The 25,448-nt window shown below is 64.0% G+C and carries 27 protein-coding genes and 2 pseudogenes; 14 read left to right on the forward strand and 15 right to left on the reverse strand.

Annotation, left to right across the window (positions count from 1 at the left end; genetic code table 11):
* Positions 1 to 6 precede the first annotated feature (6 nt).
* The 3 genes from IVA92_RS27625 to IVA92_RS27635 all read left to right on the forward strand — a co-directional run bounded on the left by IVA92_RS27625 (position 7) and on the right by IVA92_RS27635 (position 2,481).
* Positions 7 to 1,287, forward strand: coding sequence for a TRAP transporter large permease subunit (locus tag IVA92_RS27625; protein ID WP_247279205.1), 1,281 nt, complete (start codon positions 7 to 9; stop codon positions 1,285 to 1,287).
* A gap of 27 nt (positions 1,288 to 1,314) precedes the next feature.
* Positions 1,315 to 1,809 (forward strand): type II 3-dehydroquinate dehydratase, encoded by a 495-nt coding sequence (locus IVA92_RS27630; RefSeq protein WP_247279206.1) that lies wholly within the window; start codon positions 1,315 to 1,317, stop codon positions 1,807 to 1,809.
* A 168-nt stretch (positions 1,810 to 1,977) separates the two neighbouring features.
* Entirely contained in the window at positions 1,978 to 2,481 is a 504-nt protein-coding gene (locus IVA92_RS27635) for a hypothetical protein (protein ID WP_247279207.1), read from the forward strand.
* Between the two features lie 186 nt (positions 2,482 to 2,667).
* Here the strand turns inward: IVA92_RS27635 and IVA92_RS27640 are convergent, their stop codons facing one another.
* Positions 2,668 to 3,555 carry a hypothetical protein gene (locus IVA92_RS27640; protein WP_247279208.1) on the reverse strand — a complete coding sequence of 296 codons (888 nt, stop codon included), beginning with the start codon at positions 3,553 to 3,555 and terminating at the stop codon, positions 2,668 to 2,670.
* A gap of 276 nt (positions 3,556 to 3,831) precedes the next feature.
* Here IVA92_RS27640 and groES point away from each other — a divergent pair, with 276 nt between their 5' ends.
* The 3 genes from groES to IVA92_RS27655 all read left to right on the forward strand — a co-directional run bounded on the left by groES (position 3,832) and on the right by IVA92_RS27655 (position 6,226).
* Positions 3,832 to 4,146, forward strand: a complete 315-nt coding sequence (gene groES, locus IVA92_RS27645; protein WP_247279209.1) for a co-chaperone GroES — start codon at positions 3,832 to 3,834, stop codon at positions 4,144 to 4,146.
* Between the two features lie 36 nt (positions 4,147 to 4,182).
* Positions 4,183 to 5,802, forward strand: a complete 1,620-nt coding sequence (groL, locus tag IVA92_RS27650) for a chaperonin GroEL (protein ID WP_247279210.1) — start codon at positions 4,183 to 4,185, stop codon at positions 5,800 to 5,802.
* An 88-nt stretch (positions 5,803 to 5,890) separates the two neighbouring features.
* A complete protein-coding gene (locus IVA92_RS27655; RefSeq protein WP_247279211.1) occupies positions 5,891 to 6,226 on the forward strand; it encodes a hypothetical protein in 336 nt (111 codons plus the stop codon).
* Between the two features lie 337 nt (positions 6,227 to 6,563).
* On the opposite strand, the pseudogene rpoH reads toward IVA92_RS27655, so the two are convergent.
* The 3 genes and pseudogenes from rpoH to IVA92_RS27670 all read right to left on the reverse strand — a co-directional run bounded on the left by rpoH (position 6,564) and on the right by IVA92_RS27670 (position 10,536).
* Positions 6,564 to 7,454 (reverse strand): annotated as a pseudogene (rpoH, locus tag IVA92_RS27660) (RNA polymerase sigma factor RpoH).
* Between the two features lie 719 nt (positions 7,455 to 8,173).
* Positions 8,174 to 10,014 (reverse strand): annotated as a pseudogene (gene ftsH, locus IVA92_RS27665) (ATP-dependent zinc metalloprotease FtsH).
* Positions 10,015 to 10,260: 246 nt separating this feature from the next.
* Positions 10,261 to 10,536 (reverse strand): hypothetical protein, encoded by a 276-nt coding sequence (locus tag IVA92_RS27670; protein WP_247279212.1) that lies wholly within the window; start codon positions 10,534 to 10,536, stop codon positions 10,261 to 10,263.
* A gap of 245 nt (positions 10,537 to 10,781) precedes the next feature.
* On the opposite strand from IVA92_RS27670, the gene IVA92_RS27675 reads away from it, so the two are divergent.
* The 3 genes from IVA92_RS27675 (at position 10,782) to IVA92_RS27685 (ending at position 12,653) form a co-directional block, all read left to right on the forward strand.
* Complete coding sequence (locus IVA92_RS27675; RefSeq protein ID WP_247279213.1) at positions 10,782 to 11,969, forward strand: CoA transferase; 1,188 nt, start codon at positions 10,782 to 10,784, stop codon at positions 11,967 to 11,969.
* Positions 11,970 to 12,252: 283 nt separating this feature from the next.
* Complete coding sequence (locus IVA92_RS27680; protein WP_247279331.1) at positions 12,253 to 12,477, forward strand: hypothetical protein; 225 nt, start codon at positions 12,253 to 12,255, stop codon at positions 12,475 to 12,477.
* Positions 12,474 to 12,653, forward strand: a complete 180-nt coding sequence (locus tag IVA92_RS27685) for a hypothetical protein (RefSeq protein WP_247279214.1) — start codon at positions 12,474 to 12,476, stop codon at positions 12,651 to 12,653. The genes IVA92_RS27680 and IVA92_RS27685 overlap by 4 nt, the downstream gene beginning before the upstream one ends.
* Before the next feature lie 51 nt (positions 12,654 to 12,704).
* Here IVA92_RS27685 and IVA92_RS27690 read toward each other — a convergent pair whose 3' ends face one another.
* Positions 12,705 to 13,427 carry a DUF72 domain-containing protein gene (locus IVA92_RS27690; protein WP_247279215.1) on the reverse strand — a complete coding sequence of 241 codons (723 nt, stop codon included), beginning with the start codon at positions 13,425 to 13,427 and terminating at the stop codon, positions 12,705 to 12,707.
* A gap of 91 nt (positions 13,428 to 13,518) precedes the next feature.
* On the opposite strand from IVA92_RS27690, the gene IVA92_RS27695 reads away from it, so the two are divergent.
* Positions 13,519 to 13,737 (forward strand): hypothetical protein, encoded by a 219-nt coding sequence (locus tag IVA92_RS27695; RefSeq protein ID WP_247279216.1) that lies wholly within the window; start codon positions 13,519 to 13,521, stop codon positions 13,735 to 13,737.
* A 12-nt stretch (positions 13,738 to 13,749) separates the two neighbouring features.
* Here the strand turns inward: IVA92_RS27695 and IVA92_RS27700 are convergent, their stop codons facing one another.
* The 4 genes from IVA92_RS27700 to IVA92_RS27715 form a co-directional block, all read right to left on the reverse strand.
* Positions 13,750 to 14,898 carry an amidohydrolase gene (locus IVA92_RS27700; protein ID WP_247279217.1) on the reverse strand — a complete coding sequence of 383 codons (1,149 nt, stop codon included), beginning with the start codon at positions 14,896 to 14,898 and terminating at the stop codon, positions 13,750 to 13,752.
* 122 nt (positions 14,899 to 15,020) lie between these two features.
* A complete protein-coding gene (locus tag IVA92_RS27705; RefSeq protein ID WP_247279218.1) occupies positions 15,021 to 16,109 on the reverse strand; it encodes a mandelate racemase/muconate lactonizing enzyme family protein in 1,089 nt (362 codons plus the stop codon).
* Between the two features lie 74 nt (positions 16,110 to 16,183).
* Entirely contained in the window at positions 16,184 to 17,377 is a 1,194-nt protein-coding gene (locus IVA92_RS27710; RefSeq protein ID WP_247279219.1) for a M20/M25/M40 family metallo-hydrolase, read from the reverse strand.
* Positions 17,378 to 17,409: 32 nt separating this feature from the next.
* Positions 17,410 to 18,648 (reverse strand): MFS transporter, encoded by a 1,239-nt coding sequence (locus tag IVA92_RS27715; RefSeq protein WP_247279220.1) that lies wholly within the window; start codon positions 18,646 to 18,648, stop codon positions 17,410 to 17,412.
* 301 nt (positions 18,649 to 18,949) lie between these two features.
* Between IVA92_RS27715 and IVA92_RS27720 the strand changes: the two genes are divergently transcribed.
* From IVA92_RS27720 to IVA92_RS27730, 3 genes are all read left to right on the forward strand, one after another.
* A complete protein-coding gene (locus IVA92_RS27720) occupies positions 18,950 to 20,380 on the forward strand; it encodes a TAXI family TRAP transporter solute-binding subunit (protein WP_247279221.1) in 1,431 nt (476 codons plus the stop codon).
* A gap of 157 nt (positions 20,381 to 20,537) precedes the next feature.
* A complete protein-coding gene (locus IVA92_RS27725) occupies positions 20,538 to 20,762 on the forward strand; it encodes a hypothetical protein (protein ID WP_247279222.1) in 225 nt (74 codons plus the stop codon).
* A gap of 176 nt (positions 20,763 to 20,938) precedes the next feature.
* The gene (locus tag IVA92_RS27730) at positions 20,939 to 21,118 is read left to right on the forward strand and encodes a hypothetical protein (RefSeq protein ID WP_247279223.1); all 180 of its coding nucleotides are present in this window, start codon (positions 20,939 to 20,941) and stop codon (positions 21,116 to 21,118) included.
* 166 nt (positions 21,119 to 21,284) lie between these two features.
* Here the strand turns inward: IVA92_RS27730 and IVA92_RS27735 are convergent, their stop codons facing one another.
* From IVA92_RS27735 to IVA92_RS27750, 5 genes are all read right to left on the reverse strand, one after another.
* Positions 21,285 to 21,770, reverse strand: a complete 486-nt coding sequence (locus IVA92_RS27735; protein ID WP_247279224.1) for an avidin/streptavidin family protein — start codon at positions 21,768 to 21,770, stop codon at positions 21,285 to 21,287.
* Positions 21,771 to 21,795: 25 nt separating this feature from the next.
* Positions 21,796 to 22,236 carry a CBS domain-containing protein gene (locus tag IVA92_RS27740; protein WP_247279225.1) on the reverse strand — a complete coding sequence of 147 codons (441 nt, stop codon included), beginning with the start codon at positions 22,234 to 22,236 and terminating at the stop codon, positions 21,796 to 21,798.
* Positions 22,237 to 22,418: 182 nt separating this feature from the next.
* Entirely contained in the window at positions 22,419 to 22,688 is a 270-nt protein-coding gene (locus IVA92_RS35885) for an HGGxSTG domain-containing protein (protein ID WP_346015617.1), read from the reverse strand.
* Positions 22,685 to 23,332 carry a hypothetical protein gene (locus tag IVA92_RS27745; protein ID WP_247279226.1) on the reverse strand — a complete coding sequence of 216 codons (648 nt, stop codon included), beginning with the start codon at positions 23,330 to 23,332 and terminating at the stop codon, positions 22,685 to 22,687. Before IVA92_RS27745 ends, IVA92_RS35885 begins: the two co-directional genes overlap by 4 nt.
* A gap of 81 nt (positions 23,333 to 23,413) precedes the next feature.
* Complete coding sequence (locus IVA92_RS27750; protein ID WP_247279227.1) at positions 23,414 to 23,677, reverse strand: hypothetical protein; 264 nt, start codon at positions 23,675 to 23,677, stop codon at positions 23,414 to 23,416.
* A 101-nt stretch (positions 23,678 to 23,778) separates the two neighbouring features.
* Between IVA92_RS27750 and IVA92_RS27755 the strand changes: the two genes are divergently transcribed.
* Positions 23,779 to 24,753: a tripartite tricarboxylate transporter substrate binding protein gene (locus tag IVA92_RS27755; RefSeq protein WP_247279228.1), complete on the forward strand. Its 975-nt coding sequence runs from the start codon at positions 23,779 to 23,781 to the stop codon at positions 24,751 to 24,753.
* Between the two features lie 177 nt (positions 24,754 to 24,930).
* On the opposite strand, the gene IVA92_RS27760 is transcribed toward IVA92_RS27755, so the two are convergent.
* Complete coding sequence (locus IVA92_RS27760; RefSeq protein WP_247279229.1) at positions 24,931 to 25,392, reverse strand: NUDIX domain-containing protein; 462 nt, start codon at positions 25,390 to 25,392, stop codon at positions 24,931 to 24,933.
* Positions 25,393 to 25,448: the final 56 nt, after the last annotated feature.

Here is a 25,448-nt window from a genome sequence, read left to right on the forward strand (position 1 = left end):
TGCACCATGACGATTGTCGTCTTCACAGTCTCGCTCCTCGGCGCCATGGCGCTGGGCATGCCGATCGCGTTTGCCCTGATCGTCTGCGGCATCGCCTTGATGCACTTCCTCGACATATTCGACTCCCAGATCGTCGCGCAGAACATCATCAACGGCGCTGACAGTTTCCCGCTGATGGCGGTACCGTTCTTCATGCTTGCCGGCGAAATCATGAACAAGGGCGGGCTTGCCAGGCGAATCGTGGACATCGCGTTCGCGGTCGTCGGCCACGTGCGGGGCGGGCTCGGCTATGTCGCGATCCTGGCATCCTGCGCGCTCGCCTCGCTGTCCGGATCGGCGGCGGCGGATGCTGCGGCGCTGGCCGCCCTGCTGGTCCCAATGATGGTCGCGGCAGGCCACAAGAAGATGTACGCGGCCGGGCTGGTCGCGGCGGGAGGGATCATCGCACCTGTCATCCCACCGAGCATCGGCTTCGTCTTGTTCGGTGTCGCCGGCGGCGTCTCGATCTCGAAGCTGTTTCTCGCCGGCATCGTGCCCGGGCTGCTGCTCGGCCTCGGCCTTTGTGTTGCGTGGTGGTGGGTCGCCCGTGACGAGAACATCGAAAGCCCGCCCCGCAAGTCCTTGCGTGAGATAGCGAAAGCGGTGACCGACGGATTTTGGGCGCTGATGCTGCCGGTCATCATCGTCGTCGGTCTGCGTTTCGGCATCTTCACGCCGACCGAAGCGGCAGTCGTGGTGGCCGTCTATGCGTTGTTCGTCGCCACCTGCATCTACCGGGAGCTGAAGCTCTCGCAACTCTACGAGGTGATGGTCTCGGCGGCGCTCAGCACAAGCATCGTGATGTTTCTGGTCGCCGCAGCGCTGGTCTCGTCCTGGCTCATCACGGTAGCCGAGATCGCGACCCAGGTCGTCGATCTCGTGCGCCCGTTCATGGGCAGCCCGACGCTCTTGATGCTCGCGATCATGATCCTCGTCGTCATCGTCGGCACCGCGCTCGATATGGCGCCGACTATCCTGATCCTGACGCCGATCCTCATGCCCATCGTCAAGCAGGCCGGGATCGATCCAGTCTATTTTGGCGTGCTGTTCATCATCAACAATGCGATCGGCCTGATAACGCCGCCAGTGGGCGTCGTGCTGAACGTCGTCTGCGGCGTCTCGCGGATCAGCATGGAGGACGTCATCAAGGGCGTCTGGCCCTTCCTGATCGCGCAACTCGCCGTGTTGCTTCTGATGGTGCTTTTCCCCCAATTGGTCACGGAGCCGGCAAAATGGTTCGGTGGCTAGTCACGTCCTGTCGAAAGGAGCGGCCCCATGGCCACGCGGATCATGATCCTGAACGGCCCCAATCTCAATTTCCTCGGCATCAGGGAGCCACACATCTATGGCTCAACGACCCTTGGCGAAATAGAGGCAAGCTGCCTGGAACTCGCCAAGCTTCTTGACGTCTCGCTGTCGTTTCATCAATCGAATATCGAAGGTGAGCTCGTCGGCCTGATCCAATCGGCTCGTGGCAACGCGGATGCGATCATCATGAACCCGGCGGCGTTCTCGTTCACTTCGATTGCTTTGATCGATGCCTTGAAGATCTTCGATGGCCCCACGATCGAAGTGCACATCTCCAACATTCACGCCCGCGATGAGCTGCACCGGCATTCGATCACGTCCAGCGCCTCGACGGCCGTGATCTGCGGGCTTGGTCCTTACGGCTATATCGCCGCCATTCTGGCGGCCGTTCAGCGGCTCGGACGATTGCCCGATGGCGTTCCGGCTGCATTGCACGGCTTGAAGCCGAGGAGCAAGGCGTAGAGCAGGGAGGAGCGGATGCGCGGTGCGGGATTTCTGGCAACCTGGAGCGATATCGCGTCTGAGGACCTGACAGACTATCGGCATTGGCTCACCCGCGAGCACACGATGGAACGTGTGACGACGCGGGGCTTTCTCGCCTGCCGTGTCTTCCGCGCGTTGCGCGCCGATATGAACCGCTTCTTCATCTTGTACGAGCTCGAAACGCCTGACGTCCTGGACGGCCCGGCCTATCTGGCGCGCCTCAATTCACCGACGCTCTGGTCGCAGCGCATCATGCCCCGGCTGGGCAATTTCGTTCGCGGCGGGGGCAATGTGACAGTTCGCGCCGGGCGCGGCGAGGGCGCCACCGCGATAGTGCTGCGGATCGACCGGCCTCTGGACGATCCGGCAGGGTTTGCCAATGCCATTGCCGGTTGCGACGGCGTGGTCGCCGTTCAGATCGGTGCGACGGATCAGGATCGCACGTCAGTTCCGACGGTCGAAAAAGGCATGCGGACGAGCGAAGGCCTGTTTGCCGGCCTGCTGATGGTCGAGGCTCTCGACGAGACGGCGCTCCAAGCCGCTTGGCACAAGGCCGCCGAACTGGCGCCTGATGTCGGTGGCCGCCTTGGGGATCCGGAAATTTACCAAGGCATTTTCGCCCTCGATGCGCGTATCGCGGATTTCAACTGATGCGGTCGAGCGGGCGTTCGCAACCCGACGGGCCTGACACCAGGATGGATAGCGATGACGCGCGCGTAGTGTCTCCTTCAGGAGAGTTGGCGATAGGCGCGCGCAGCGGCGTGATTGTGTCCTTGCGCGCAACGGTACGCCGCTGCGCAGGCTCTACGCCGTGGGCAATGATGCGGCAGGCTTAGCCTATCCCTCATACTGATCCGGCCCCATCGCCCAGGCCGCCTCGTCATGCCCGTACGCATAGTTCCGGTTGGTCAGCGCCGGGTTGCGATTGACCATCGGCCGCATGAACATCGGGTGGGTCGCGCTGCGCACCTCGTGCTCGACAGTGAAGAGGTGCTTGCCGCTATCGAGGTCGACGATGTCGCAAAACCGGTACTGGTATTGATTGTCCTCGCGGGAAATCAGGTCGCGCGCCAGGAGCTTGCGATAGGGGCCGGAGAAGTCGGTGATGTAGATCTGCACATGGTGGCCGTCATAGTCCGGCTGCGGCCGATCGGTCTCGCGGAACAACAGGTGCTGGTCGCGGCCCGTCTTCACCGCGGCCACCTTGCCGCCGCCGTTTCGCAAGTCGGCGGGCATGCCCATGACTTCAGGATAGAACGCGCAGATGCCGGTTGCCGATCCCGCCGGCACGTTGAACTCGACATAGGGAATCCCGAGCGCGATGCGCCCGAAGCGCGCGGCGTCGGGCTCGTAGCAGCGCAAGCGGTTGCCCCATGGACAAACCGCCTCGACATGGTCGTTGCGCTCGGCGAAGGTGAACGCGGTGCCATCGAGCTTTTTGGCGACCGAAGCCAGCCGCGCGAGCAGTGCCTCGCGGCCGGCGATGACCAGCCCGACATGGCCGCGCAGCACCTGCGGCCTGCCGCTCGGCAAATGAAACTGGCTCCGTCCGGCGTTGATCCACATATTGGTGTCGGACACCATCAGATAGGGATCGCGGGTCAGCCCGAGTCCTGCCACGTAGAACAGGGTGGCGAGGCGCTGATCGGGGACCTGGATGTTGACGTGCTCGAAATGGATCGCGTTGCCGAGATCTTCCTTGGAGCGATCGAATGGCTGCGGCATGGATGGGGGCACTGGCTGGGGCACGGAGTTCATATTAAAGCAAACTTCTCCGCCGGTCGAAATTGTTCGCGCAGGGGCATCATGTCCACCGCCAGCCTTGCTGGGATCGCCAGTCCCTGCAAGTCGCACCGCGCGAGCAGGGGCCGGCGTGTGAGGGGAAAATTTTCGCGCAGCCCCCTTGAACAAAGATCGACTTGTTCCTAGGTCGTTTGCCGCCCGGGGGCCGGTTCCGGACCCGGATTTTGGACATCGCTGAACCTAGCAAGGAGGATGTGCATGCATTTCCGCCCGTTGCACGACCGTGTGCTCGTGCGCCGAATCGATGCCGAGGAGAAGACCGCCGGCGGCATCATCATTCCCGACACCGCCAAGGAGAAGCCGCAGCAGGGCGAGATCATCGCCGCTGGGCCGGGGGCGCGTAACGAGCAAGGCCAGCTCGTGCCGCTCGACGTCAAGGTCGGTGACCGGGTGCTGTTCGGCAAGTGGTCGGGCACCGAGGTCAAGATCGACGGCGAGGAGCTCTTGATCATGAAGGAAAGCGATCTTCTCGGCGTGGTCGAGCAGGCCGGCACGCTGAAGAAGGCGGCGTAACACTGACAGTCATCGAACGGAAAGGAGTTTGCAAAAATGGCTGCCAAGGACGTGAAGTTCGCGACCGAGGCCCGCGAGCGCATGCTGCGGGGCGTCGACACACTGGCGAATGCGGTGAAGGTCACGCTCGGTCCAAAGGGACGCAACGTCGTCATCGAAAAATCGTTCGGCGCGCCGCGCATCACCAAGGATGGCGTCACCGTCGCCAAAGAGATCGAACTGGAGGACAAGTTCGAGAATATGGGCGCACAGATGGTGCGCGAGGTCGCGTCAAAGACCAATGATCTTGCCGGAGACGGCACCACGACGGCGACCGTGCTGGCGCAGGCCATCGTCAAGGAGGGTGCCAAGGCAGTCGCCGCCGGGATGAACCCGATGGATCTCAAGCGCGGCATCGACCTTGCCGTGGACGCCATCGTGACCGACCTCAAATCGCACGCCAAGAAGGTTACCTCGAACGACGAGATTGCCCAGGTCGGCACCATTTCCGCCAATGGCGATACCGAGATCGGGCGCTTCCTGGCCGAGGCCATGCAGAAGGTCGGCAATGAGGGCGTGATCACGGTCGAAGAAGCCAAGAGCCTCCACACCGAGCTCGAGGTGGTCGAGGGCACGCAGTTCGATCGCGGCTACGTCTCCCCCTACTTTGTCACCAATCCGGAGAAGATGCGGGTCGAGCTCGAAGACCCCTATGTGCTGATCCACGAGAAGAAGCTGTCGGGCCTGCAGACGATGCTGCCGCTGCTCGAACAGGTCGTGCAATCGGGCAAGCCGCTGCTGATCATCGCAGAGGAGGTCGAGGGCGAGGCGCTGGCGACATTGGTCGTCAACCGTCTGCGTGGCGGCCTGAAGGTTGCCGCCGTCAAGGCGCCGGGCTTCGGCGACCGCCGCAAGGCAATGCTGGAGGACATCGCGATCCTCACCGGCGGCACCGTGATCTCCGAAGATCTCGGCATCAAGCTCGAGAACGTCTCGGTGAAGATGCTGGGCCGCGCCAAGAAGGTCGTCATTGACAAGGAGAACACCACGATCGTCGACGGGGCCGGCGCCAAGAAGGACATCGAGGCGAGAAGCCAGCAGATCAGAACCCAGATCGAGGAAACCACCTCGGATTACGACCGCGAGAAGCTCCAGGAGCGGCTGGCCAAGCTCGCCGGTGGCGTCGCGGTGATCCGGGTCGGCGGCGCGACCGAGGTCGAGGTGAAGGAACGCAAGGACCGCGTCGACGACGCGCTGCATGCGACCCGGGCTGCGGTCGAGGAGGGCATCCTGCCTGGCGGCGGCGTGGCACTGCTGCGCTCCCTCAAGGCGCTCGAGGGCGTCAAGACCGCCAATGCCGACCAGAAGGCCGGCGTGGACATCGTGCGCCGCGCAATCCAGGTGCCGGCTCGACAGATCGTGCAGAATGCAGGCGAGGACGGCTCCGTCGTCGTCGGCAAGCTCCTCGAGAACCAGACCTACACTTGGGGCTTCAACGCGGCGAGCGGCGAGTACCAGGACATGGTGCAGGCCGGCGTGATCGATCCTGCCAAGGTGGTGCGCACGGCCTTGCAGGACGCGGCCTCGGTTGCTTCGCTGCTCATCACGACCGAAGCGCTGGTGGCCGACAAGCCGAAGAAGACGGAAGCGGCAAGCGCTCCCGCGATGGACTTCTGAGACGAGCGAGCCCGGCCCAGCGGCCGGGCTCGTTCTCCATGAGCTGTCACGATCAATTGCATCTGTTTTCGAACGATAGGAGGATGAGATGATCAAGGATCGTACGTTCTCCGCTCGCGCGGAGAACGCCCGAATAATGTTGCGGCACCTCGCCGCGTTGGCCGTTGGTGCCGGCCTTTCCCTCGTGCCCTTTGCGGCCTACGGCGCCGAAAGTCCCGGTTCTATCAGGAACGCGGCAGACAGTTTCGAACAGCTCGCGTTGCCGCCGATCCCATACCTGGACACGATGCCCTGGCAGAATTGGGAGCGGGCCAGTGCAACCATGAAGGTGGATACGTTGCTGTCGCCGGTCCTGGGGCCATCAGGTATCCGGCTCGATCTCGCGCCGTCGGATCGGGTCCGACCACAGCCTGCCAGGAGCTGACAGCGGAGCGGCCGGCCGGCCGCTCCGGACGTAACGAGGCCGCGAACCGAAAGGAGGATGATCAGAGATGAGAGGCGTTATCGCTGCCATTGCCTTGTTGGGGATGGTCAATGCGCTTCAGGCCAAAGAGGCGGACTCTCCGCGCGCAGAGGCGCGGATTTCGGCCGAGCCCGCCCGGCAGCTCGCTACCAGTTCCGTTGCAACGTCTCGCAGCAATGCTGAAAAAGTGCGCCAGAATGGGCGCAGAAGCGCTGACTTTTCGGCCGAACGTATCGTCCCCGACATCTGCAGAGGATGCTGATCGGCCTTGGCCGATCAGCATCCGTTTCGCGCTCATCTAATGTATTGTCGCGAGGTTCGGATCGGCCAGGCCCGCGCAGACCTTCGCCTTGATCCGTTGCAACGCGCGCTGCTCGATTTGGCGGATTCGCTCGCGCGAGATGCCGAACTTGCCGGCGAGCGAGTCCAATGTCTTGTGCGGCTCGTCCAAATATCGTGCTTCGATGATGCTGCGCTCCCGTGGCGACAGCGCAGCAATGGCGTCCGTGAGGGCAGCTTTCTTTCGTTCACGATCGGCGGCTTCCAGCAGCAGACTTTCAGGATCGGGGGAGGGATCCACGAGACGATCCTGCCATTCATCGCCTTCTGTCTCGACGCTGAGCGGCACGTTGAGCGAGATGTCGCCGCGCAGCCTGCCATTCATCTCGACCACGTCATCCTCCTTCACCTCGAGACTATCGGCGATATATCTGAGCTGATCGGCGCGCAGATCGCCATCCTCGGCCACGCCAAGCCTGCGCTTCAGCTTGCGGAGATTGAAGAAAAGCTTCTTCTGCGCCGCGGTGGTGCCCAGCTTGACCAGCGACCATGATCTCAGGATGAATTCCTGCACTGATGCCCTGATCCACTAGGAGGCATAAGTCGCAAGCCGGAAGCCTTTCTCCGGATCGAACCGCTTGACGGCGAGCATCAGTCCGACGTTAGCCTCCGAGATGAGGTCGGCGATTGCCAGGCCGTAGCGGCGATGCTGGAGCGCAATCTTGGCCGCCAGCCGCAGGTGGCTCGTCACCAGCCGATAGGCCGCGTCACGATCGCCGCAATCGCGCAAGCGCCGGGCATATTCGGCTTCTTCCGACGGCTCGAGCAGCGGAAATCGATGGATCTCCTTCAGGTAGCGGGATAGCCCGCCTTCGGAATGGATCGCGGGAAGTGATGAGGCAACTAACATCGCGCACCCCCCTCACGAACATCGTTCGCGCCGATCGGGGGCGCGCTGCTGATCAATGTGGGAGTGGCGAAGAAGCGCCGAAAGCGGCACAGCTGGGAGCGCGGCGATTTTGGCGGGCCGCGCGGTCGTAGCGCAGGCAGGTTTCATGTCCAAATCCTCAATCGAGCAAGATGGTCAGAATCACCACCAGCCTCACTCGCTGAGCCCGAACTTGGCACCCAGACGCTCTCAGGCCGGTGGACGCATTTAGAATTTGAAAATCGGCGGAAGGTTCCGACTTGAATGTTGGATGCTGAAATTGGCAAGGAGAGGCCCGCCCCTTTCTCCGATGCAGACAGCCTCTTGAAACCTGAAGCCTTCGTTCCAATTTGGTCCACGCGCGCGGTGGAGTTCTTCGAATGCCATTCGCGTGCCCGGCAGGTTGGTCGGCCCCCTTCGCCTGGTGCGCATGTCTGGTTAGTGGGATGGATGATTATCGTGATCTTGTCAGCGCGGCTCTTGCGCTGTTCTGCGCCGGCGTGATCTTGGTGGCCGGCCACCTCTTGATCGAATGGCACGCCAGGCATGCCGAGCCCGGCATAGAGGTCGAGGCGCCGAAGAGCGGAGGCTCGCCTTCGCCGCTCCTCTCAAACGGCTCGCCGCCAAATAGGAAGATGATCGAACTCTCAACGGAGGTCAGGCGGAAGCGGCCTACTTAAAGCTGTCTTGCGTCATGAAGCTCAAATCGCACGCAGCCCCTCCTTGGGCATTTCGTGGATCAGCGCATCGATATCGCTCTGCTCCAGTGTCTCCCGTTCCAAAAGCTTCTTCGCGGCGCGGTCCAGGATCGGCCGCCGCGTGTTCAGGATGCCTGGGTGCGCTGGAAGACCTGATCGACAATGGCTTTCACCTCGCGGTCGACTGCGGCCGCAGTTTCTTCCGCATAGTCGCGCTCGCGAACCGGATAGGGACGGTCGGCGCCGGCAAGGAAGTTGCCGGGATCGCGTTCATAGGCGACGCTGCCCAGTCTCTCGGACATGCCGTAACGCGTCACCATGCTGCGGGCGATGTCGGTTACGCGCCGCAGATCGTCGGCCGCACCGGTGGACAGGTGTCCGAACACGATCAGCTCCGCGGCGCGGCCGCCGAGCAGCACCGCCATCTTGTTCTCCAGCTCCTCCTTGGTCATCAGGAAGCGGTCTTCGATCGGTCGCTGAATGGTGTAGCCGAGCGCGCCCACACCGCGCGGGATGATCGAGACCTTGTGCACGGGATCCGTGCCCGGCAGGGAGAGCGCGACGAGGGCGTGCCCCATCTCGTGGTAGGCGACGATCTCGCGCTCCTTGGCGTTGAGCAGGCGATTGCGCTTTTCGAGGCCCGCGACCATGCGCTCGACCGCATTGTTGAAGTCGCTCATGCTCACCGCGTCAGCCGCGCGGCGCGTCGCCAGCAGCGCGGCTTCATTGACGAGATTGGCGAGGTCCGCACCCGTGAAACCCGGGGTGAGCGCGGCAACGGCGTCCGCATCGACGCCTGCCGCCAGGCGCACTTTCTTCATGTGCACCTTGAGGATCTCTATGCGGCCCTTTTTGTCGGGCCGGTCGACCAGCACCTGCCGGTCGAAGCGTCCGGCGCGGAGCAAGGCGGGATCGAGGATTTCGGGCCGGTTGGTGGCGGCGAGGATGACGAGCCCGGAGCGCGAATCGAAGCCGTCGAGCTCGACGAGCAGCTGGTTGAGCGTTTGCTCCTTCTCATCGTGGCCGCCGGCGAAAGGGCCGATGCCACGGGCCCGGCCAAGCGCATCGAGCTCGTCGATGAAGATGATGGCCGGCGCCTTTTCATGCGCCTGCTGGAACAGGTCCCGCACGCGTGCGGCGCCGACGCCGACGAACATCTCGACGAACTCCGAACCCGAGATCGAGAAGAACGGCACTCTGGCCTCGCCGGCGACGGCCTTGGCCAGCAGGGTCTTGCCTGTGCCCGGCGGGCCGACCAGAAGCACGCCTTTCGGCATGCGGCCGCCGAGGCGGCCATAATCGGTCGGGTTCTTCAGGAAATCGACGACCTCGCGAAGCTCGTCCTTGGCTTCGTCGACCCCGGCGACGTCGGCAAAGGTGACGCCGGTATTGGACTCGACATAGACCTTGGCCTTGCTCTTGCCGATGGCCATCAATCCGCCGCCGATCCCGCCGCCTTCCGCCATGCGGCGGCCGATGTACCACCACAGGCCGAAGAACAGGAGCACGGGCATGACCCACGACAAAAGGTCGCGCAGGAACGTGCTCTCGATCTGCCCGGTGAAACGGACGTTGTATTTCTCCAGCTCCTGCGCAACGTCCTGGTCGACACGCGTGGTGACGAATTGCTTCTGGCCGCCCGGCAGCGGCTCCTTCAGCGTGCCCTGCAGGGTGCGGTCGGAGATGCCCACGCTATCGACTTTCCCCTGACGCAAGAGCTGCTGGTATTCGCTAAAGGGGATCACGGCTATCTGGTGGGCCGCGGAGATCAGGTGCTGGATCAAGAAGACCGCGAAGATTGCGGCGACAGCATACCCAAGATTGAAGCGGACATTCTTGTTCATGCGAAAGCCAGGTCCGATATCGTTGCGCAGCCGGGTAGCCTCGAGGCGCGTTTTTTAGCGCGCTCGTTTGGGCCCGGTACGCATCCGGACCTGCATCGTACCGACAGAACTTTTCCCGCCGCCATCTGTTCCTGGCAGACCAACTGCGCCCTCAGTGAGAGGTACTCGCATCCGCAGGGGTGCGTTCAGGCGATGGCGACGCAAGATAGCGATAAGGCCCGGTTGCAGGCCGGGCCTTATCTCAGCTCACCAGGGATACCAATAGGGATATGCCGCTGGATAATAGCGGACGGTCCGATAGTATCGGGGTCCATAATAGACCGGCGGACCATAGACCGGCTCATAGTAGACCGGCGGTGCAGTCGCGGCGGCCAATGCTCCGGTGAACAGGCCGAGCGCGACGGCGGGACCGATGCCTGGACCACCCCAGTGATGGTGGCCTCGCCAGTGGGCCGAAGCCGGCGCAACCGTTCCGATGAGGAGCGTTGCTGCCGCGGCGATTGCAAGAGCAAGCTTTCTCATGTGACTTCCCTCGAATACGCGCCCGCGAAGCGCGGGCTTCCCAATCCTCTGCATGAGTTCCGTTTTGCCGAACACGCGGCCCGGCAGCATCAAAACTTAGGAATGGCCGCGGCGAGTTCAAGTCTCGTGCTTCGGCTCCTTTGCGGATCCGACGTTTGGTCGCACTGGCGAACGTGCCCGGCCTCCCTTGCCGTGGCCGCCAGCCCCTGTAATTTGGAGCGCAAACATCAGGGGGGAAGCGATCGATGGGAGGAGTTCTGGAAGGCGTCCGCGTGCTCGATTTCGGGCGCTATATCGCGGGGCCCTATTGCGCGACATTGCTGGCCGAATTCGGCGCCGAGGTCATTCGGGTGGAAAAGCGCGACGGCAGCGAGGATCGCTTCGTGGCACCGGTCGGCGACGATGGCGAAGGCGCGCTGTTTCTCCAGGTCAACCGCAACAAGAAATGCATTACGCTCGATCCGATGAAGGAGGAGGGGCAGGAGGTGATGCGCCGCCTGATTGCCACCGCGGACGTTGTCGTCGCCAATCTGCCGCCGCAGACCCTGCGCGCGATGAAGCTCGACTACGCGTCGTTGCAGACGATCAAGCCCGACATCATTCTGACCACGGCGACCGCGTTCGGCGGGCCGGGGCCCTGGTCCGACCGGGTCGGCTTCGATGGCGTGGGGCAGGTGATGTCGGGGGCGGTGTACATGACCGGCGCAGGCGATCCGCCGTATCGGGCCGCGGTGAATTGGGTCGATTTCGGCACGGCGCTGCACTGCGCGTTCGGAACGCTTGCCGCGCTGATCGAGCGCGGCAAATCCGGGCGCGGGCAGATCGTCGAGGGCGCGCTGCTCGCAACCGCTTTGTCCTTCACCAATGCCACCTTGATCGAGCAGGCCGTCATCAACGTCAATCGCGTGCCGACCGGCAACCTCGGCCAGACCGCGGCGCCGGCCGACATCTACCGCACCAAGGACGGTTGGGTGCTGTGCCAGGTCACGGGTCAGCCGCTGTTCAAGCGCTGGGCGAGGCTGATGGGCGAGGAGGAGCTGTGGCTGAACGACCCGCGCTTTGCCGACGACATCAGCCGCGGCAACAACGGCCCTGTCATCAGCGAGCGGATGGCGCGCTGGTGCGCCGAGCGCACCACGCAGGAGGCTGTCGACACCCTGGGCAAGGCCATGATTCCGACCGGACCTGTCCTCAGCCCGCAACAGGCGCTGAACCATCCGCACATTCGCGCCGCCGGCTTCATGCAGGACGTCGACTATCCGGGCCTGCCGAAGCCCGCACCGACCGCCCGCGCGGCCGTGCGGCTGTCGAAGACGCCGGGCGAAATCGCAACGCGCCCGCCGACGCTGGGCGAGCACACCGATCTCGTCCTCACCGAGCTCGGCTACGACGAGGCCGCGATCGCGGCGCTTCGGCGAGATGGCGTCATCTAGACCATGACACGAGGCGCAGCCAATCCGAACGGCTGCGAGTACGCCCCCCTCCGAACACCCCGCGGCGAAGAACGAATTAGAGCGGCGCAAAGGTCTTGCAAGGGGGAAGCGAAAATAATCGATCGCGGACGCTCGCGTCCGGCGGACAAACGGAACGAGGCGGGGAGCGGCGAAGGAGCATCTTGACACCGTAACAAGCCGGAATATTTTTCACGCCGGAAGAACTATCTTTCGATATATCGAAATCAAGAGGACCGTGGAGAGACCGTCAGGAGTGACGATGATGCTTGACCAGGATCTGGCCCGCATTCGTGCGCACCGAAGCAACCTCCAGCGATATCGGCGCCTGCTGAAGACGAAGCTCTCAGATATCGAACGCCAGTTCATCGACCGACGGCTCGCCGAAGAGCAGGCCGCGCTCGAGGCGCTCGCCGCCGATGTCTTTCCCGCCACGTTCACGCTCCCGAATATGCAATCGGCTTCCGCCGCGATGGGAGCGGAACGATGAGCGACGTCCGCAACCTCCTCATCCGCGGCAGCGAGAAGGTGATCCAGCACTATCGCCTGCTGCTGGCCAGCGCGAAGACCGAAAGCGAGCGCCAGCTCTATCGGAGCCGGATCGAGCGAGAGCAGCGCCTGCTCGAGACGCTGCAAGACGGCGTCCCGCAGCGATCGGCGGCATGAGGTCCCACCCTGGTGTAGCGACAATCAGGTGCAGCGCAGTGTGGCCGGGCGCTACAGCAATTGCTTCAACGTCCGGGCATCGGCCGGCGCCGCGCTCTTCTGGTCGTTGTCGAAATAAACATAGACGTCGCAGCCCTGCCGCTTCCATGACTTGATACGCCGCGCCCATTGCGCCAGCATGGTCTTGGTATAGTGCCCGTGATAGCGCCCGCTCGGCCCGTGTCCGCGCACATAGACGAAATCCGCCGTGCGCTTCCATGGCGCCGGCGCATCGTGATGATCCGACAGGCACAGCGAGATGTTCTCGTCGGCCAGCATGCGCAGGATGCGCGGCTGGTACCAGCTCGGATGACGGAATTCGAAGCTATAGCGCCGTTTCCTCGACAATAGCTTGAAGAAGGCGGCGAGGCGGTCCGCGTTGGCCTCGAATTGCGGCGGGAGCTGGAACAGGATCGGCCCCGCCTTGCCGCCCAGCGTTGAAATACGATCCTCCAGCAGCTCGAGGCTGTTGACGGAGCGGTCCGACAGGCGCTTCCAATGCGTGATGAATTTCGACGCCTTCCAGGCGAAGACGAAATCGCGGCCGGTCTGCTCGCGCCACCCTTTCACCGCTTCCGGCGTCGGCGTGCGGTAAAACACGCCGTTCAGCTCGGTGGTATCGAACTGTCCGGCGTAGTAGCCAAGCTGCTGCTTCAGCGGCAGGCCTTCGGGAAAGAACGGTCCTCGCCAGGAATCGTAGTGCCAGCCGGAGGTGCCGATCAGAATGCGCGCCATGTTTCACGTGCCATCCGTTGCCATTTGCCGGAGGGAACGTCCGCGCGGCCGATACGTTGCTCGTGAGCTTGATCAACGCAGGACTGAACCGATGTACGCGCTGTTCGAAGGCAACAAGCAGATCGGGGACCCCTTTCCGACCGAGAAAGAAGTGTGGGAGGCCGCCTTGATCGAGGGATTGGTGACCGACGTCCCGGTCGCCGACGAGGAGGGCGGCGGCCGGCTGCTGCCTGCCGGCTATCATGTCGAGCGGGTGGAAGAGGTTTGCGAGCCGCGGCCGGACTGGAAGCTGCCGCGCGAGATCTCCTGAATAGGCCTGCGCCTAATTCGACGCCAGCGCCATCTTGGCGACCTCGGCCATCCAGCCCGATGCGACGGGGAGGATCGCGTCGTTGAAATCGTAGCGCGGGCCGTGCAGCTCCGCGCCATCGCGCAAGTCCCCGTTGCCGATCCAGACGAAGGCGCCCGGCCGCTGCTGGAGATAGAATGCAAAGTCCTCGCCGGCCATGCTGGGCGCGAGATCGCGCCGCACGGGAGCCTGCACCTTCTCCGCGGCGATGCGGGCAAGCTCCGCTTCGGCCGGCGTGTTGATCACCACACCCACACCCCAGATGATCTCTGGCGTGACCGTGACGCCGAAGCTCGTCGCAATCCCGGCGCAGGTGCGCTCGATCCCGTCGAGGATGGTATCCTTGACCGCGTCGCGATGGTACCGCAGCGTGCCGCGGACCACGACGCGTCCGGCGATCTGGTTCGGCGCGGTGCCGCCTTCGATGGTGCAGAGCGAGAGCACTGCGGTGTCGAGCGGATCGACGCTGCGCGAGGTGATCGATTGCAGCGCCACGATCAGGTGGCCGGCCGCCACCACCGGATCGCGCGTCAGATGTGGCATGCCGGCATGTCCGGCATGGCCCTCGATGGTGATGGTGATGCGCCCGCCCGAGGCCATGACGACGCCGTCATGCACCGCGATGGTGCCGGCCGCAAGGCCCGGCCAGTTGTGAAAGCCGAACACCCGCTCCATCGGAAAGCGGTCGAACAGCCCGGCCGCGACCATCGCGCGCGAGCCGCCAAAGCCTTCTTCGGCCGGCTGGAAGATGAAGTCCACCGTGCCGCTCCAATCGGTGTCGGCGGCGAGCAGTGCTGCCGCGCCGAGCAGCGAGGCGGTATGCCCGTCATGGCCGCAGGCATGCATCACGCCGGGAGTTTTTGAGGCGTAGGGCAGGCCGCTGTCCTCGGTGATCGGCAGCGCATCCATGTCGGCGCGCAGGCCGACGCGCCTCTGCGCATGCCCGCGCATCAAGGTCGCGACGATGCCGTGGCCGCCAAAGCCTGAGACGAAGGAGATGCCGAGCTCGGTGAGCCTGTCCTGCACGAAGGCAGAGGTCTCCTTCTCCTGCAGGGACAATTCGGGATGCGCATGCAGATGGCGGCGCCACGCGGTCAATTTCTGGTGCAGCTCGGGTGTCAAGATGGGGGTCTTTCGCAGGGGATTGGCGGCGGCACCATAGCGGAATATCCGTGCCCTGCATCAAGCGCCATGGAATGCCTCACTTGCAGCCGCATCGTCATGGCCGGGCTTGACGGAGCACTCTACGCCGCCAGCTTCGCCAGCCCCTTCCAGTCAAAACCGACGCCGTGGCCGGGACGGTCCGGCGCCAGTGCCATGCCGTCCTTCAGCACCAGCGGATGCTCGATATAGGTGTCGAGCCCGAAGCCATGCGCTTCCAGATAGGAGCGGTTCGGGCACGCCGCGAGCAGATGCACGGTGATGTCGTGCGCGCCGTGGCTGGTGACGGGCAGGTTGAAGGCCTCCGCCAGCCGCGCGATCTTCATGAACGCACTCACGCCGCCGCAATTGGTGACGTCGGGCTCGGGATAGGACACCGCGGCATTGGCGATGTAGTTCTTGAACTCCCACAGCGAACGCAGATTCTCGCCCGCTGCGATCGGCACACAGCCCTCCTGCATGATCCGCGCATGGCCTGCGACGTCATCGGGGATGATCGGCTCCTCGAGCCAGGTGAGGTCGAAGGGCTGAAGCGCGCGGGCGGCGCGGATGGCCTCCTCGACGGTCCATTTCATGTTGGCGTCCGCCATCAGCGGAAAACCGTCGCCGAGATGCTGTCGCATCGCGGAGACACGCCCGATGTCGGATTTCAGGTCGGGCCGGCCGACCTTCATCTTGATGGCGCGAAATCCCTTGGCGAGATTGCCGTCGGTCTGCTTGAGCAGCGCCTCGACCGAAAGATCGAGATCGATGCCGCCGGCATAGCACGGCACGGCAGCGTCAAAACCGCCGAGCAGACGGAACAGCGGCAGCTTCGCGCGCCGCGCCTTCAGATCCCACAGCGCGATGTCGAGCGCGGAGAGCGCCAGCACCACCGGCCCGCCGCGGCCGCCATAATGCAGGGCCCACCAGACATGATGCCATATCGCCTCGGTGTCCTCCGCCTCGCGGCCCTCGACGAGCGGTGCAATTTCGCGCTTGACGATGTCCGCAGTCGCCCCGCCATTGCGCCCGACCGTGTAAGTGTAGCCCACGCCTTCGGCACCGTCAGCATCGCGGATGCGGCAGGTGATCAGCTCGAACGCCGCCATCTCGCCATGCATGGAGTCGGAGAGCGTAACGGGCAGCGGGATTCGGTAGAGTCCGGTCTCGGTCGTTGCAATGCGCGCCATGTTTCCTTCCTGCGCTTTTCCCGCAGGCTAGGGCGATGTGCGGGCCCCCGCAAGCGCGCACCGTGCAAGGCAGCTCACCGCATCGTCGCGAGCTGCAGGGCCAGCGCACAGGCGCGGTCGTATTCGTCGAGATTGATCCACTCGTCGATGGTGTGCGCCTCGTTCTGGCCGGCGCCGAAGGTCACCGTCGGAATGCCGTGGCGGACCATCCAGTTGGCATCCAGGCCGCCATTAGCGGCGCGGACGTTCGGGGTTCCCCCGACCGCGGACACCGCCGCGATCGCGCGTTTGACCACGGGCAGGCTCTCCTTCATGCGGAACGGATAATAGTCGGTCTCCGCCTTGAATTTGACGCGACCGGACTTGCCTTGCGCGTTGGTGACCTTCTTGGCGGCCTTCTCGAACGCGGCCTTGTAGGCCCTGGTGATCTCTTTGAAGAATTTTCCGTCGTGGCTGCGGCTCTCGCCGCGCACATGCACGTAGTCGGTGACCACATTGGTGGCATCGCCGGCGGGGCGGCCCTCGCCGCCGGTGACGGGACCGACATTGCTGGTGCCTTGCCGCTTGCCCTTCACCACCTTGCCGAACCAGCCGCCGGCCTTCACCTCGGCAAGCGCGAGCGCCATGATCATCGTCGAGGAGATGCCGCGCTCCGGCGCGACGCCAGCATGGGAGGCGCGGCCGAAGATCTCGACGGTCCAGCGGTCGGCGCCGACCGCGCCGATGACGACGTTGGAGGCCGAGCCGCCGTCATAGTTGAACGCCATCTCCGGCGCGCCGAGCTCGTCGAGCTTGACGTGGCGCGCGCCGTAGAGCCCGCTCTCCTCGCGCACGCAGAACAGCAGCGTGATCGGCGGATGATCGGGCTTCTGCCTGGCAAGCTCCGCGGCCAGCGTCACCAGCACGCCGCAGCCGCAGCGATTGTCGCCGCCGAGCGCGGTCCTGGCGTCGTTGACGATCTTGCGCCCCGATTTCTTCGGCTTGGCGCCGGCGCAGAGCGGCACGGTGTCCATGTGGGTCATGAACATGATACGCGGCTGGTTGTGCAGAGCGCCGCGGCCGGGCAGGTCGACGATGAGGTTGCCGGTCTCGGTCGGCACGGGAATGCGCGTGTTGGCATCGTCGAGCCGGATCGCCTTCGCCGGCACGCCGCTCTCCTTCAGCGCGGCCGCGAGCTCACGCCCGATCGCCGCCTCCTGTCCCGTTACGCCCTCGACAGAGAGGAAGCGCATGAGGCGGTCGGTGGCGGCTTTGGTATCGACAGGCATGAATGATTCCTTTGGCGAGCGGGCGCGTCATCCTATGGGCTTGGCGAGGTGTAAGCCAAGAAGATCAGCACGCCGAATGCGAGCATGGCAGCCATGAACAGCAGCACCGCCGGCAGCCCGGCGAGCGCCGCCACCGCACCGGTGACCGACTGCATCAAGGCCGCGCCGAGAAAGAACGCGAGGTTCACGGCTGCGAGCGCCTTGCCCGCTGTCTGCGCATCGACCAGCTGCCGGGACATGCCGAACAGCAGCGGCTGCGCAGAGGTCGCAAGGCCAATGAGCACGAACAGCACGAAGTCGTATTGCGGCGGCATCACCGGAAGGCCGAACAGCACGGAAACCGCGTGATGCGGTGCCCCCAATGCCATCAGCGCCAATAACAGCGCCCCGGCCATATGCGTGCCTGCCACAAGCGCGCGGCGGCGGCCCAGCCTGCGGTCGATCATACCGATGCACAAGGGGCCGGCGATCATCGCCAGCGTGAACGCGCCGAGCTGATTGCCGGCTTCGACCCGCGACAGGTCCTTGACCTGCATCAGCCACGGCCCGCCCCACAGGCCGCGCAGCACCAGCGAGGTCGCCAGCGACACCAGCGCCAGTGCGATCAGGCCGCGCAGGGGCCGCGACAGTCCGAGCCGGAGCACCTCGATCATCTGCGACAGTGGCGAGGACTCGTCCTTGTGCTCGGCCGCCTGGTGCGGCACCAGCGCGAACACGGCGAGCGCCACCGCGACGCCGCCAGCCGCGGAGATCCAGAACCCTGCGCGCCAGCCCCAAGTGTCGACCACGAAGGCGAGCGGGCTCGACGACAGCAGCATGCCGATATTGCCGATCGAGAGGATCGCGCCAGACCATAGGCCGAAGCGACTTGCCGACAATTGCTTGGCCGCCAGCGTCATCGGGCACATCAGCATGCCCGAGGTGGCAACGCCGAGCAGCACCTGCCCGACGGCAAAGCTCGCAGGTCCGGCCGCAAACCCCGACGCGATGGCGCCGATGACGGTTCCCGCGAGCAGGCTGAGCGAAACGGGGCGCACACCGAAGCGGTCCATCGCCGCCCCGACCGGGATCTGCGCCGCGGCAAAGGCGAAAGGATAGACCGAGGTGAGGCTGGCGAGCGCCTGCGGCTCGATATGGAAATCCGCCGCCATCAGGTCGAGGCTGACCGCAGGAATCGTGCGCAGCAACGTGGAAAGCATGTGCCCGCAGGCGAGCGCGAGCAGCGCGAAGATCAGCGCGCGGGTGCCATCTCCCGTGGCAGCGGTCGTCATGAGCGTCCCGTCCCTGGAAGGTTTCGGATCGGCGTACATGATCGTCGGGCGGACGCCAATGGCGGCAGCGGGACCCCCTCATTCCGGAATGTGGCTTCTTGATCACCGCGCGAAATGACCAGGTGCAGACAGCCGGCAATCAGCATGGCGCTTGCCGAGCGCCGGCCGTCACGACGACGCGCTTGGCAGGCGTTCAGGCCTCGGACGGTTTGTGAACCAGGACGGCCGCCAGGACGTTATACTCAGGAAAAACGTGGTATCCTGCCAGGCAGGTGCGCCATGATCTGCGGCGGCAGCGGCAATGTCTTCGTCCGAGAGTCCAAGTCAGACGACCAGCGACGCGGCCCGCCGAGAGCGGAGAAGGAGCAATTCCTTACTGTTGGTCCTCGCCGTTGGATTTCTTGTTTTTGGCGTTGCGGCGGGTGCACTCTATTACGCGTTACGGCCGGACATTCTGCGGATCGCCGTCGGACCGCCCGGCAGCGACGACTACAGAACAATTCAGGCGATGGCCGATGCCTTCGGCAGCGAAAGCCGAACGACCAGGCTGGCTCTGATCAAGACCGAAGGGGCGGTGGAGTCTCTCGCCCTGCTTGGGGCAGGCAAGGCAGATCTTGCCGTCGGCCGCGGCGATCTGGAAATGCCCGCCGAGGCGCAGACCGTTGCAGTCGTGCGTAAGAATTTCGTCGTGCTATGGGCGCCGTCTGGACTTGCCGGCAAGAGCTCCAAAAGAAAACCCTCGCCGAAAATCAAGGAAGTCGCCGATCTCGCCGGACGCCGTGTCGGCGTGATCGGGCGGACCCCGGTGAACGCCGCGTTGCTGCGGGTCATCCTGAGCGCGTCCGGAGTACAGGCGGACAAGGTCGCGGTCGCGCAATTTGGCACTGACCAAATCGAGGAACTAGCACGCGATCTCACCCTCGATGCATTCATGGCGGTCGGGCCCCTCGACAGCAAGATCACATCCGATGCCGTGGCCGCAACGGCGCGGGTGCGCGGCGAGCCGAAGTTTCTCCCCATCGAGACATCGGAAGCGATCGCCCTGAAGCACCCCCGCTATGAAACCGAGGAGATTCCGCCCAGCGTCTTCAATGCGGATCCGGCTTGGCCGGATGACAAAGTTGAGACGGTCAGCGTCAGCCACCTCATCGTGGCGAGAAAGACCTTGTCCGAAACGACGGTCGCCGCGTTTTTCCGGCAGCTCTTTGCCGTTCGTCAGGCGATTGCGAGGCAGGTCCCCGGTGCGGCACACATCACCAAGCCGGACCTCGAGAAGGACCCCGAGCTGCAGGTACATCGGGGAGCGGCGGCCGTCATTGATGGCAACGAACGCACCTTCCTCGACCGCTATGGCGATTACTTCTGGTTCGGGCTCCTGCTTCTCTCCGGAATCGGCTCGGCCGCCGCCTGGTTGCGCCGCTATTTGAACCGCGACGAAAGGGACGATAACACCAGCCATCGCAAGAGAATCCTGGCCATGGTTTCCAGCGCGCGGACCGCGGAATCCAACCAGGAACTACTTGCCCTGCAGCGTGAGGCCGATGCCATCATCGCCGAGACGCTCGAGTGCTACGATGACGGTGCTATCGAGGAAGAGGAGCTCGCGGCATTCGGGCTGGTGCTCGACCTCTTGAGCAATGCCATTGCCGAGAGGCGAGCCGCGCTGCAACGGGCTACCTTCGAAACCGTTCGCGGCGCGGCAACAGGCCATGGCGTTACGCCGCGCGGATAACGGCAGCCATCTGAACCTGTCGTAGCGGGCTCCGCGGCGCCCGCGACGGCTGCCATTCGCCGCCTTGCCGTACTCAGCTCTTGAGTGGCCTTCCGATCGGCGGACGATAGGAACCAAAAAGACATCGTCGCTCTTACCTCGGTCAGGAGACCTACTCATGCTGTCCTCAAAACCGCCACGGCCCATTCGCACAACGCTCGATCTTGCGAACGCAGAGCAGGTCAAGTCTGTACGCAGGCGGCTTCGCATCTCAGCTACCGATTTGGTCAGGATCGTCGACAAGATCGGCAACTCTCTAACGGCCATAGAGAAGGAAGTGGAGCTCGAGAAGCTGGCCGTTCAGCAGTGTAATGCCAAGAACGCGCCCACGACTCTCGAATAAATTCGAGTCATCCCGTCGAAAAGGAGAATTGCGATGAACGGCCTGATTTACCTCATAGGGCTAGTCGTTGTGATCGCGGCCATTCTTTCGTTCTTTGGCTTGCGATGACCGTCTCGGTCCTGCAGGCTGACGCACCGCCGATCCGGTGAAGTCGTTCGCAATTTCGCGTGCAGCAAATGGTTGATCCGCACCAGGTGAATACCATCATAGCCACGACGATTTGTGCGTTCTTCAAGGGACATCCTGACGCCCAAATCGGAGCCGAAGAAGCCAAGCTGCTGGCCAAGCAGATCACTGAAGCGCTGAACGGGGCTGGGCTGCAGATTGCTGCCGTCAATGAGATCACGCCGCGCTAGCCCTGCCGCTGGCGAGCGCATGACTTAGCTCGATGTATGGAGATCGGGCTTGAGGCGGCGAGGGGCAGCCGTGCATCGTTCAGCACGAGATCGGACATGTGGCCGCACCGTTTGGGGCACCCTCGGGTCGTTTGTCGACCAGGATCGTCGGATCCGGGGCTGAGCGCTAGCTCCGTTCGAACGTATCGACGTTCGTTGTAACGGCGCGCCACCAATTCACCGGTTTCAGCTTCGCCGGCTCGCCCTCGCTGGAGGCGCTCAGCGCTTGGTCTGTAATCACGAACCAGGCGGTCTCCATCTTTCCGTGACGCAACAGTCCGGTATAGGAGACGGCCCGATCGCCCGTCGCAGACGAGCCCACCGCGACAAAGGCGATGCAATTGCCCTTGTGAAACCCGGTGATCGGCACCGCTTGCCCGTAAAAGCCGCTGTCTTCGAGCGCGGTCTCGAAATTCCCCTCGATGCGGCCGTTCGCATCATTAGTGATGCGCAAGATGGAGCCGAATTGATTTCGCCAATTGCCGACCCAGGCGATCTCGGTTCCCATGCCGGTTCTCCTACGCTCGTCGATTTGGTTCGGCGCGCAGCCGGGCAGCCTGTCCAGTTCCTTCGCGACGCCGCCTGACTGTGGCTGATCTTGCTGCCCCTTCAAACGCCTCGGGAGGCGCGACGGTGCTTCAGCCGGAGATCGCGCCCGCGTGCTGTCCGCCTGCCTGTGAAATCCCGTGCAGCGCCTTCGCGGCACCGTCGCCCGGCTTGCACACGGCGATGTCGCCGAGCGAGATGATGCCGACCAGCCGCTTGTCTCGATTGAGCACGGGCAGCCGCCGCACCTGGATGTCGGCCATGTTGCGGGTGACCTCGTCGATGTCCTGGTCCTCGAAGCAATATTTGACATCTGCCGTCATGACGTCACGGACCGGCGCATCCGGTCCCAAGCCCATCGCGACACCTCGCGTGGCGATATCGCGATCCGAGATCATTCCGACCAGGCGGTCATCGTCGGTGACGGGCAACAGCCCGACATTGAGCGCCGCCATCGCCTCGGCGGCCTCCCTGATGGTGTCTTGGGGTGTGCAAAGCTGCACGTCGTGGGTCATTGCGTCGCTAACTCTCATTGGAAACCTCCATCCCTGATAGGCCGCCAACAAAAATCGCTGGCGGTCGTTCCTCCGGAGCAGGTCGCCGAAGGCGACGAATTCATGACGTGGCGATGGCGTGCCCATGGCACGATTCTCGGGAGCGACAGCGCATCTGACTGACCTCCCACGGACCATCTGACACGTCGGGCGCACGCAACTTACTTTAGGTCATTCAGAAGCTTCCATGCTTCATCCAGCAAGACCTGAACCTGCCGTCGCTCGGCGGCGCTATCCTTTGTGAACATTCCATGCTTCCGCGCATTCTGATTTCCCTTCGGCGCGCCGGATCTCCGTGCGCCGCCGTGCATGCGGCAGCGGACCTTGCCGTGCATTGCCGGCGCACGACAGACGGTGCCGCTGCGCGTCCGTGCGCCGCAGCGCAGGCTCGACTGCATTGCATCCGTGTTGCGGACGTGTTCGCTGCTCATGCGCTCGCGTCGTTTTCCACGCCGAGTCCGCCTTGTCCGCCCTCGCGTGCCGGGACCGCTTCTGCCTCGGCCGCGCCTGGCTGCGCAACGATCACGCTCGCATGCTGGGTGACGTTGCCCACAATAGCGCTGCCGCCGTCCTGCACCGACACGTTCTGCACCGTGATGGCGCGCTCGCCATTGCTGCGGTGGCGGCTGAGCGCCTCGGTCTGGGCTGCAAACGTGCGGGCCAACCGGGTCAATGCACGGGTGATGCCTTCCTGCTGCTGAAGATTCTCGGTGAGAGCGAGGCGAAAGGCGGAGCGCATCGCCGCGACGTGGACGGACACCATCTGCGCCATCAGCATGGTTTCGATGGAATCCCTGGGCCCGATGCTCTTCATCATCGAGATCATGAAGGCGAGATTGGCCTCGTCCGGCTTTTGGTTGATCACGCTGGCCTTGAGCAATTGCTTGAGAATGCCATGCAGCGCGTCGCGATCGACGGCACCGAGCGCCTCGGCCAGCAGCCGCTCGCCAGCTTGCGGGTCGGGATGTTGGATCGTCAAGCGCCGTCGGGTGAGCTTGATGCGAGGCGTGGCTCTGCTGCGATCCGTTGTTGCCGCGGTGGGTGCCGTGCTGGTGCAATTGAGAGATGTCGTCATGTCCTGGGTTCCTTGCCGGAAGAGGCGCGAGCGCTTGCCGCGCGAAGGCGGGTCGCGCTCGGCGCGCGGTGATTGCGATTTTCAGATGTCGATGAAGGGCTTACGCGCAGCCAGCTCGATGTGCCCGGGGGCTGGACCGGCCTGGACGCTCACGGCTGCTGCGATGATGATATTCTGCCAGTGTTTTGCCCGACGAGTCAATTCGATTTCGTAATACCAGAAACTCCGCTCGTCCTGCGCAAGCCCTTGTTCCGACAGCGGTCGGCTACTGTGCATGGGGTTGTTTTCGCATTTTTTGTTGCAGAGCTGCTCTCTCGTGCCGCGCGGCGGAATGCCGGTGTGCAAACGTGATTGCGAATTTTGGCGGAGCCGCTCATCATGATCTACGAGCGCGTCGCACCAACAAGCATGCACAAGCGGCGCGATGAGGTCTGGGGAGGGAACGAATGCAACGAACGCTTCGCCTGCTGGCGATTGTCGCCGGATTGTGCGTGACGACACAGGCGCTCGCGCAGAAATATCCGGCGCGGCCGGTCAAGATCATGGTCGGCTTCAGCGCCGGCGGCCCGGTCGACGTCGTCGCGCGCATCATCGGCGATCGCTTAAGCAACAAGCTCGGACAGCCCTTCGTGGTCGAGAACCGCGCCGGCGCCAACGGCATGATCGCGGCCGAAGGCGTCGCGCGCGCGGACGCGGACGGCTACACTATCCTCGCTTGCAATTCGTCCACAATCACGCTCAACAAGACGCTGTTCAGGGATATCCGCTACGATCCGGAGAAAGACTTCGCGCCGCTCACCACCGTGGTCTCGGCGCCGCTCGTGCTCGTCGTCAATCCCGAGAATCCCAAGACGGCGAACATCAAATCGGTGGCCGATCTCGTCGCCGCCGCGAAGGCCGCGCCCGGCGCGCTCGCCTACGGCTCGGGCGGCAACGGCAACCTCGCCCATCTCGCCATGGAGCTGCTCAGCCAGAAGGCCGGCATCAAGATGATCCATGTGCCCTATCGCGGAGGTTCGGCGTCCGAGGTCGGCCTGCTCGCTCAGGAGGTGCTGGCGGTGTTTGATCCGCTCTCCGCGGTGCCGCTGGTGAAGGCCGGCAAGCTGCGCGCCCTCGCGGTGTCCTCAGCCGAGCGGCTGCCGTCGCTGCCTGATGTGCCGACCGTCGCGGAAGCCGGCTATCCCGGCTTCGACATCTCGTTCTGGGTCGGCTTCTTCATGCCGAAGGCGACACCCGCCCCGATCCTTGAGACGCTGCACCGGGAGATCATCACTGCTGCCAAGGATCCGTCGGTCGAGGATAAGCTCGGCTCGCAGGGCGTGGTCTCGGTGCTCAGCCCGACTGAGTACGCCGCCAAGATCGCGAAGGAGACCAAGGAGCTCGCCGACGTCGTGGCGGCCGCGAGCATCAAGGCGGAATAGGGAGGCTTGCGTTTGCGCATGATCGCGCTGCGGGCCTCCCTTAACCGCTTCCGCTTGCTGGAAGGTCGGCGCGTAGCGCCGGGTGAGGGCATTTTCCTCTCGGGGACTCCCAATGCGGAGACACCCTCTCCCCAACCCTCTCCCGCAAGCGACGACAAGCCGGTCTGAGCGGCGCGCCTATTCGCCGCTGGCCAGTCGCTTCAGCCGATCAAGCAGCGGGCGTTGTCCTGCGTTGATCCTCTCCTTCGCCTCTTCGAGCGCGAACCATTCGGCACGGTCGACCTCCGGGAAGGTCTGCCGTTTGCCGCTGCGTGGCGGCCATTCAATCTCGAACGTGTTGCTACGCATGCTGCGCGTGTCGATGTCGAACTCGGCTGCGAACGCGGTGACGAGCTTGCCGCCGCGCTGCCTGACCTCTCCAAGCGCGATCAGCGGCACGGACAGCTCGAGTCCAAGCTCCTCGGCAAACTCCCGCCGCGCGGCGATTTCCGCATCTTCTTCGCCCGCATACTCCCCCTTCGGGATCGACCATGCACCGAGATCCTTGTTGCGCCAGAACGGGCCTCCGGGATGAACGAGGAGAACCTCGAGTCTGCGGCCCTTCCGATAGGCGATGATTCCGGCGCTCTTCGATGGCATCGCAGTTCCGTGGCGGCGGTCTGTCCTTCTCTCGGGAAAAAGTGGAACAGAGCGTT

This window comes from Bradyrhizobium sp. 154 (assembly GCF_023073875.1).
GTDB lineage: Bacteria > Pseudomonadota > Alphaproteobacteria > Rhizobiales > Xanthobacteraceae > Bradyrhizobium.

What these genes read in the sequence shown, in the direction of transcription:
- IVA92_RS27625 (WP_247279205.1), top strand. Translation starts at nt 7, where the DNA reads ATGACGATTGTCGTCTTCACAGTCTCGCTCCTCGGCGCCATGGCGCTG.
- IVA92_RS27670 (WP_247279212.1), bottom strand. Translation starts at nt 10,536, where the DNA reads ATGAGAAAGCTTGCTCTTGCAATCGCCGCGGCAGCAACGCTCCTCATC.
- IVA92_RS27685 (WP_247279214.1), top strand. Translation starts at nt 12,474, where the DNA reads ATGAGCGACGTCCGCAACCTCCTCATCCGCGGCAGCGAGAAGGTGATC.
- IVA92_RS27695 (WP_247279216.1), top strand. Translation starts at nt 13,519, where the DNA reads ATGTACGCGCTGTTCGAAGGCAACAAGCAGATCGGGGACCCCTTTCCG.
- IVA92_RS27725 (WP_247279222.1), top strand. Translation starts at nt 20,538, where the DNA reads ATGCTGTCCTCAAAACCGCCACGGCCCATTCGCACAACGCTCGATCTT.
- IVA92_RS27630 (WP_247279206.1), top strand. Translation starts at nt 1,315, where the DNA reads ATGGCCACGCGGATCATGATCCTGAACGGCCCCAATCTCAATTTCCTC.
- IVA92_RS27760 (WP_247279229.1), bottom strand. Translation starts at nt 25,392, where the DNA reads ATGCCATCGAAGAGCGCCGGAATCATCGCCTATCGGAAGGGCCGCAGA.
- IVA92_RS27740 (WP_247279225.1), bottom strand. Translation starts at nt 22,236, where the DNA reads ATGAGAGTTAGCGACGCAATGACCCACGACGTGCAGCTTTGCACACCC.
- IVA92_RS27715 (WP_247279220.1), bottom strand. Translation starts at nt 18,648, where the DNA reads ATGACGACCGCTGCCACGGGAGATGGCACCCGCGCGCTGATCTTCGCG.
- IVA92_RS27690 (WP_247279215.1), bottom strand. Translation starts at nt 13,427, where the DNA reads ATGGCGCGCATTCTGATCGGCACCTCCGGCTGGCACTACGATTCCTGG.
- IVA92_RS27710 (WP_247279219.1), bottom strand. Translation starts at nt 17,377, where the DNA reads ATGCCTGTCGATACCAAAGCCGCCACCGACCGCCTCATGCGCTTCCTC.
- IVA92_RS27675 (WP_247279213.1), top strand. Translation starts at nt 10,782, where the DNA reads ATGGGAGGAGTTCTGGAAGGCGTCCGCGTGCTCGATTTCGGGCGCTAT.
- IVA92_RS27745 (WP_247279226.1), bottom strand. Translation starts at nt 23,332, where the DNA reads ATGACGACATCTCTCAATTGCACCAGCACGGCACCCACCGCGGCAACA.
- IVA92_RS27755 (WP_247279228.1), top strand. Translation starts at nt 23,779, where the DNA reads ATGCAACGAACGCTTCGCCTGCTGGCGATTGTCGCCGGATTGTGCGTG.
- IVA92_RS27720 (WP_247279221.1), top strand. Translation starts at nt 18,950, where the DNA reads ATGTCTTCGTCCGAGAGTCCAAGTCAGACGACCAGCGACGCGGCCCGC.
- IVA92_RS27705 (WP_247279218.1), bottom strand. Translation starts at nt 16,109, where the DNA reads ATGGCGCGCATTGCAACGACCGAGACCGGACTCTACCGAATCCCGCTG.
- groES (WP_247279209.1), top strand. Translation starts at nt 3,832, where the DNA reads ATGCATTTCCGCCCGTTGCACGACCGTGTGCTCGTGCGCCGAATCGAT.
- IVA92_RS27680 (WP_247279331.1), top strand. Translation starts at nt 12,253, where the DNA reads ATGCTTGACCAGGATCTGGCCCGCATTCGTGCGCACCGAAGCAACCTC.
- IVA92_RS27655 (WP_247279211.1), top strand. Translation starts at nt 5,891, where the DNA reads ATGATCAAGGATCGTACGTTCTCCGCTCGCGCGGAGAACGCCCGAATA.
- IVA92_RS27635 (WP_247279207.1), top strand. Translation starts at nt 1,978, where the DNA reads ATGAACCGCTTCTTCATCTTGTACGAGCTCGAAACGCCTGACGTCCTG.
- groL (WP_247279210.1), top strand. Translation starts at nt 4,183, where the DNA reads ATGGCTGCCAAGGACGTGAAGTTCGCGACCGAGGCCCGCGAGCGCATG.
- IVA92_RS35885 (WP_346015617.1), bottom strand. Translation starts at nt 22,688, where the DNA reads ATGAGCAGCGAACACGTCCGCAACACGGATGCAATGCAGTCGAGCCTG.
- IVA92_RS27640 (WP_247279208.1), bottom strand. Translation starts at nt 3,555, where the DNA reads ATGCCGCAGCCATTCGATCGCTCCAAGGAAGATCTCGGCAACGCGATC.
- IVA92_RS27730 (WP_247279223.1), top strand. Translation starts at nt 20,939, where the DNA reads ATGGTTGATCCGCACCAGGTGAATACCATCATAGCCACGACGATTTGT.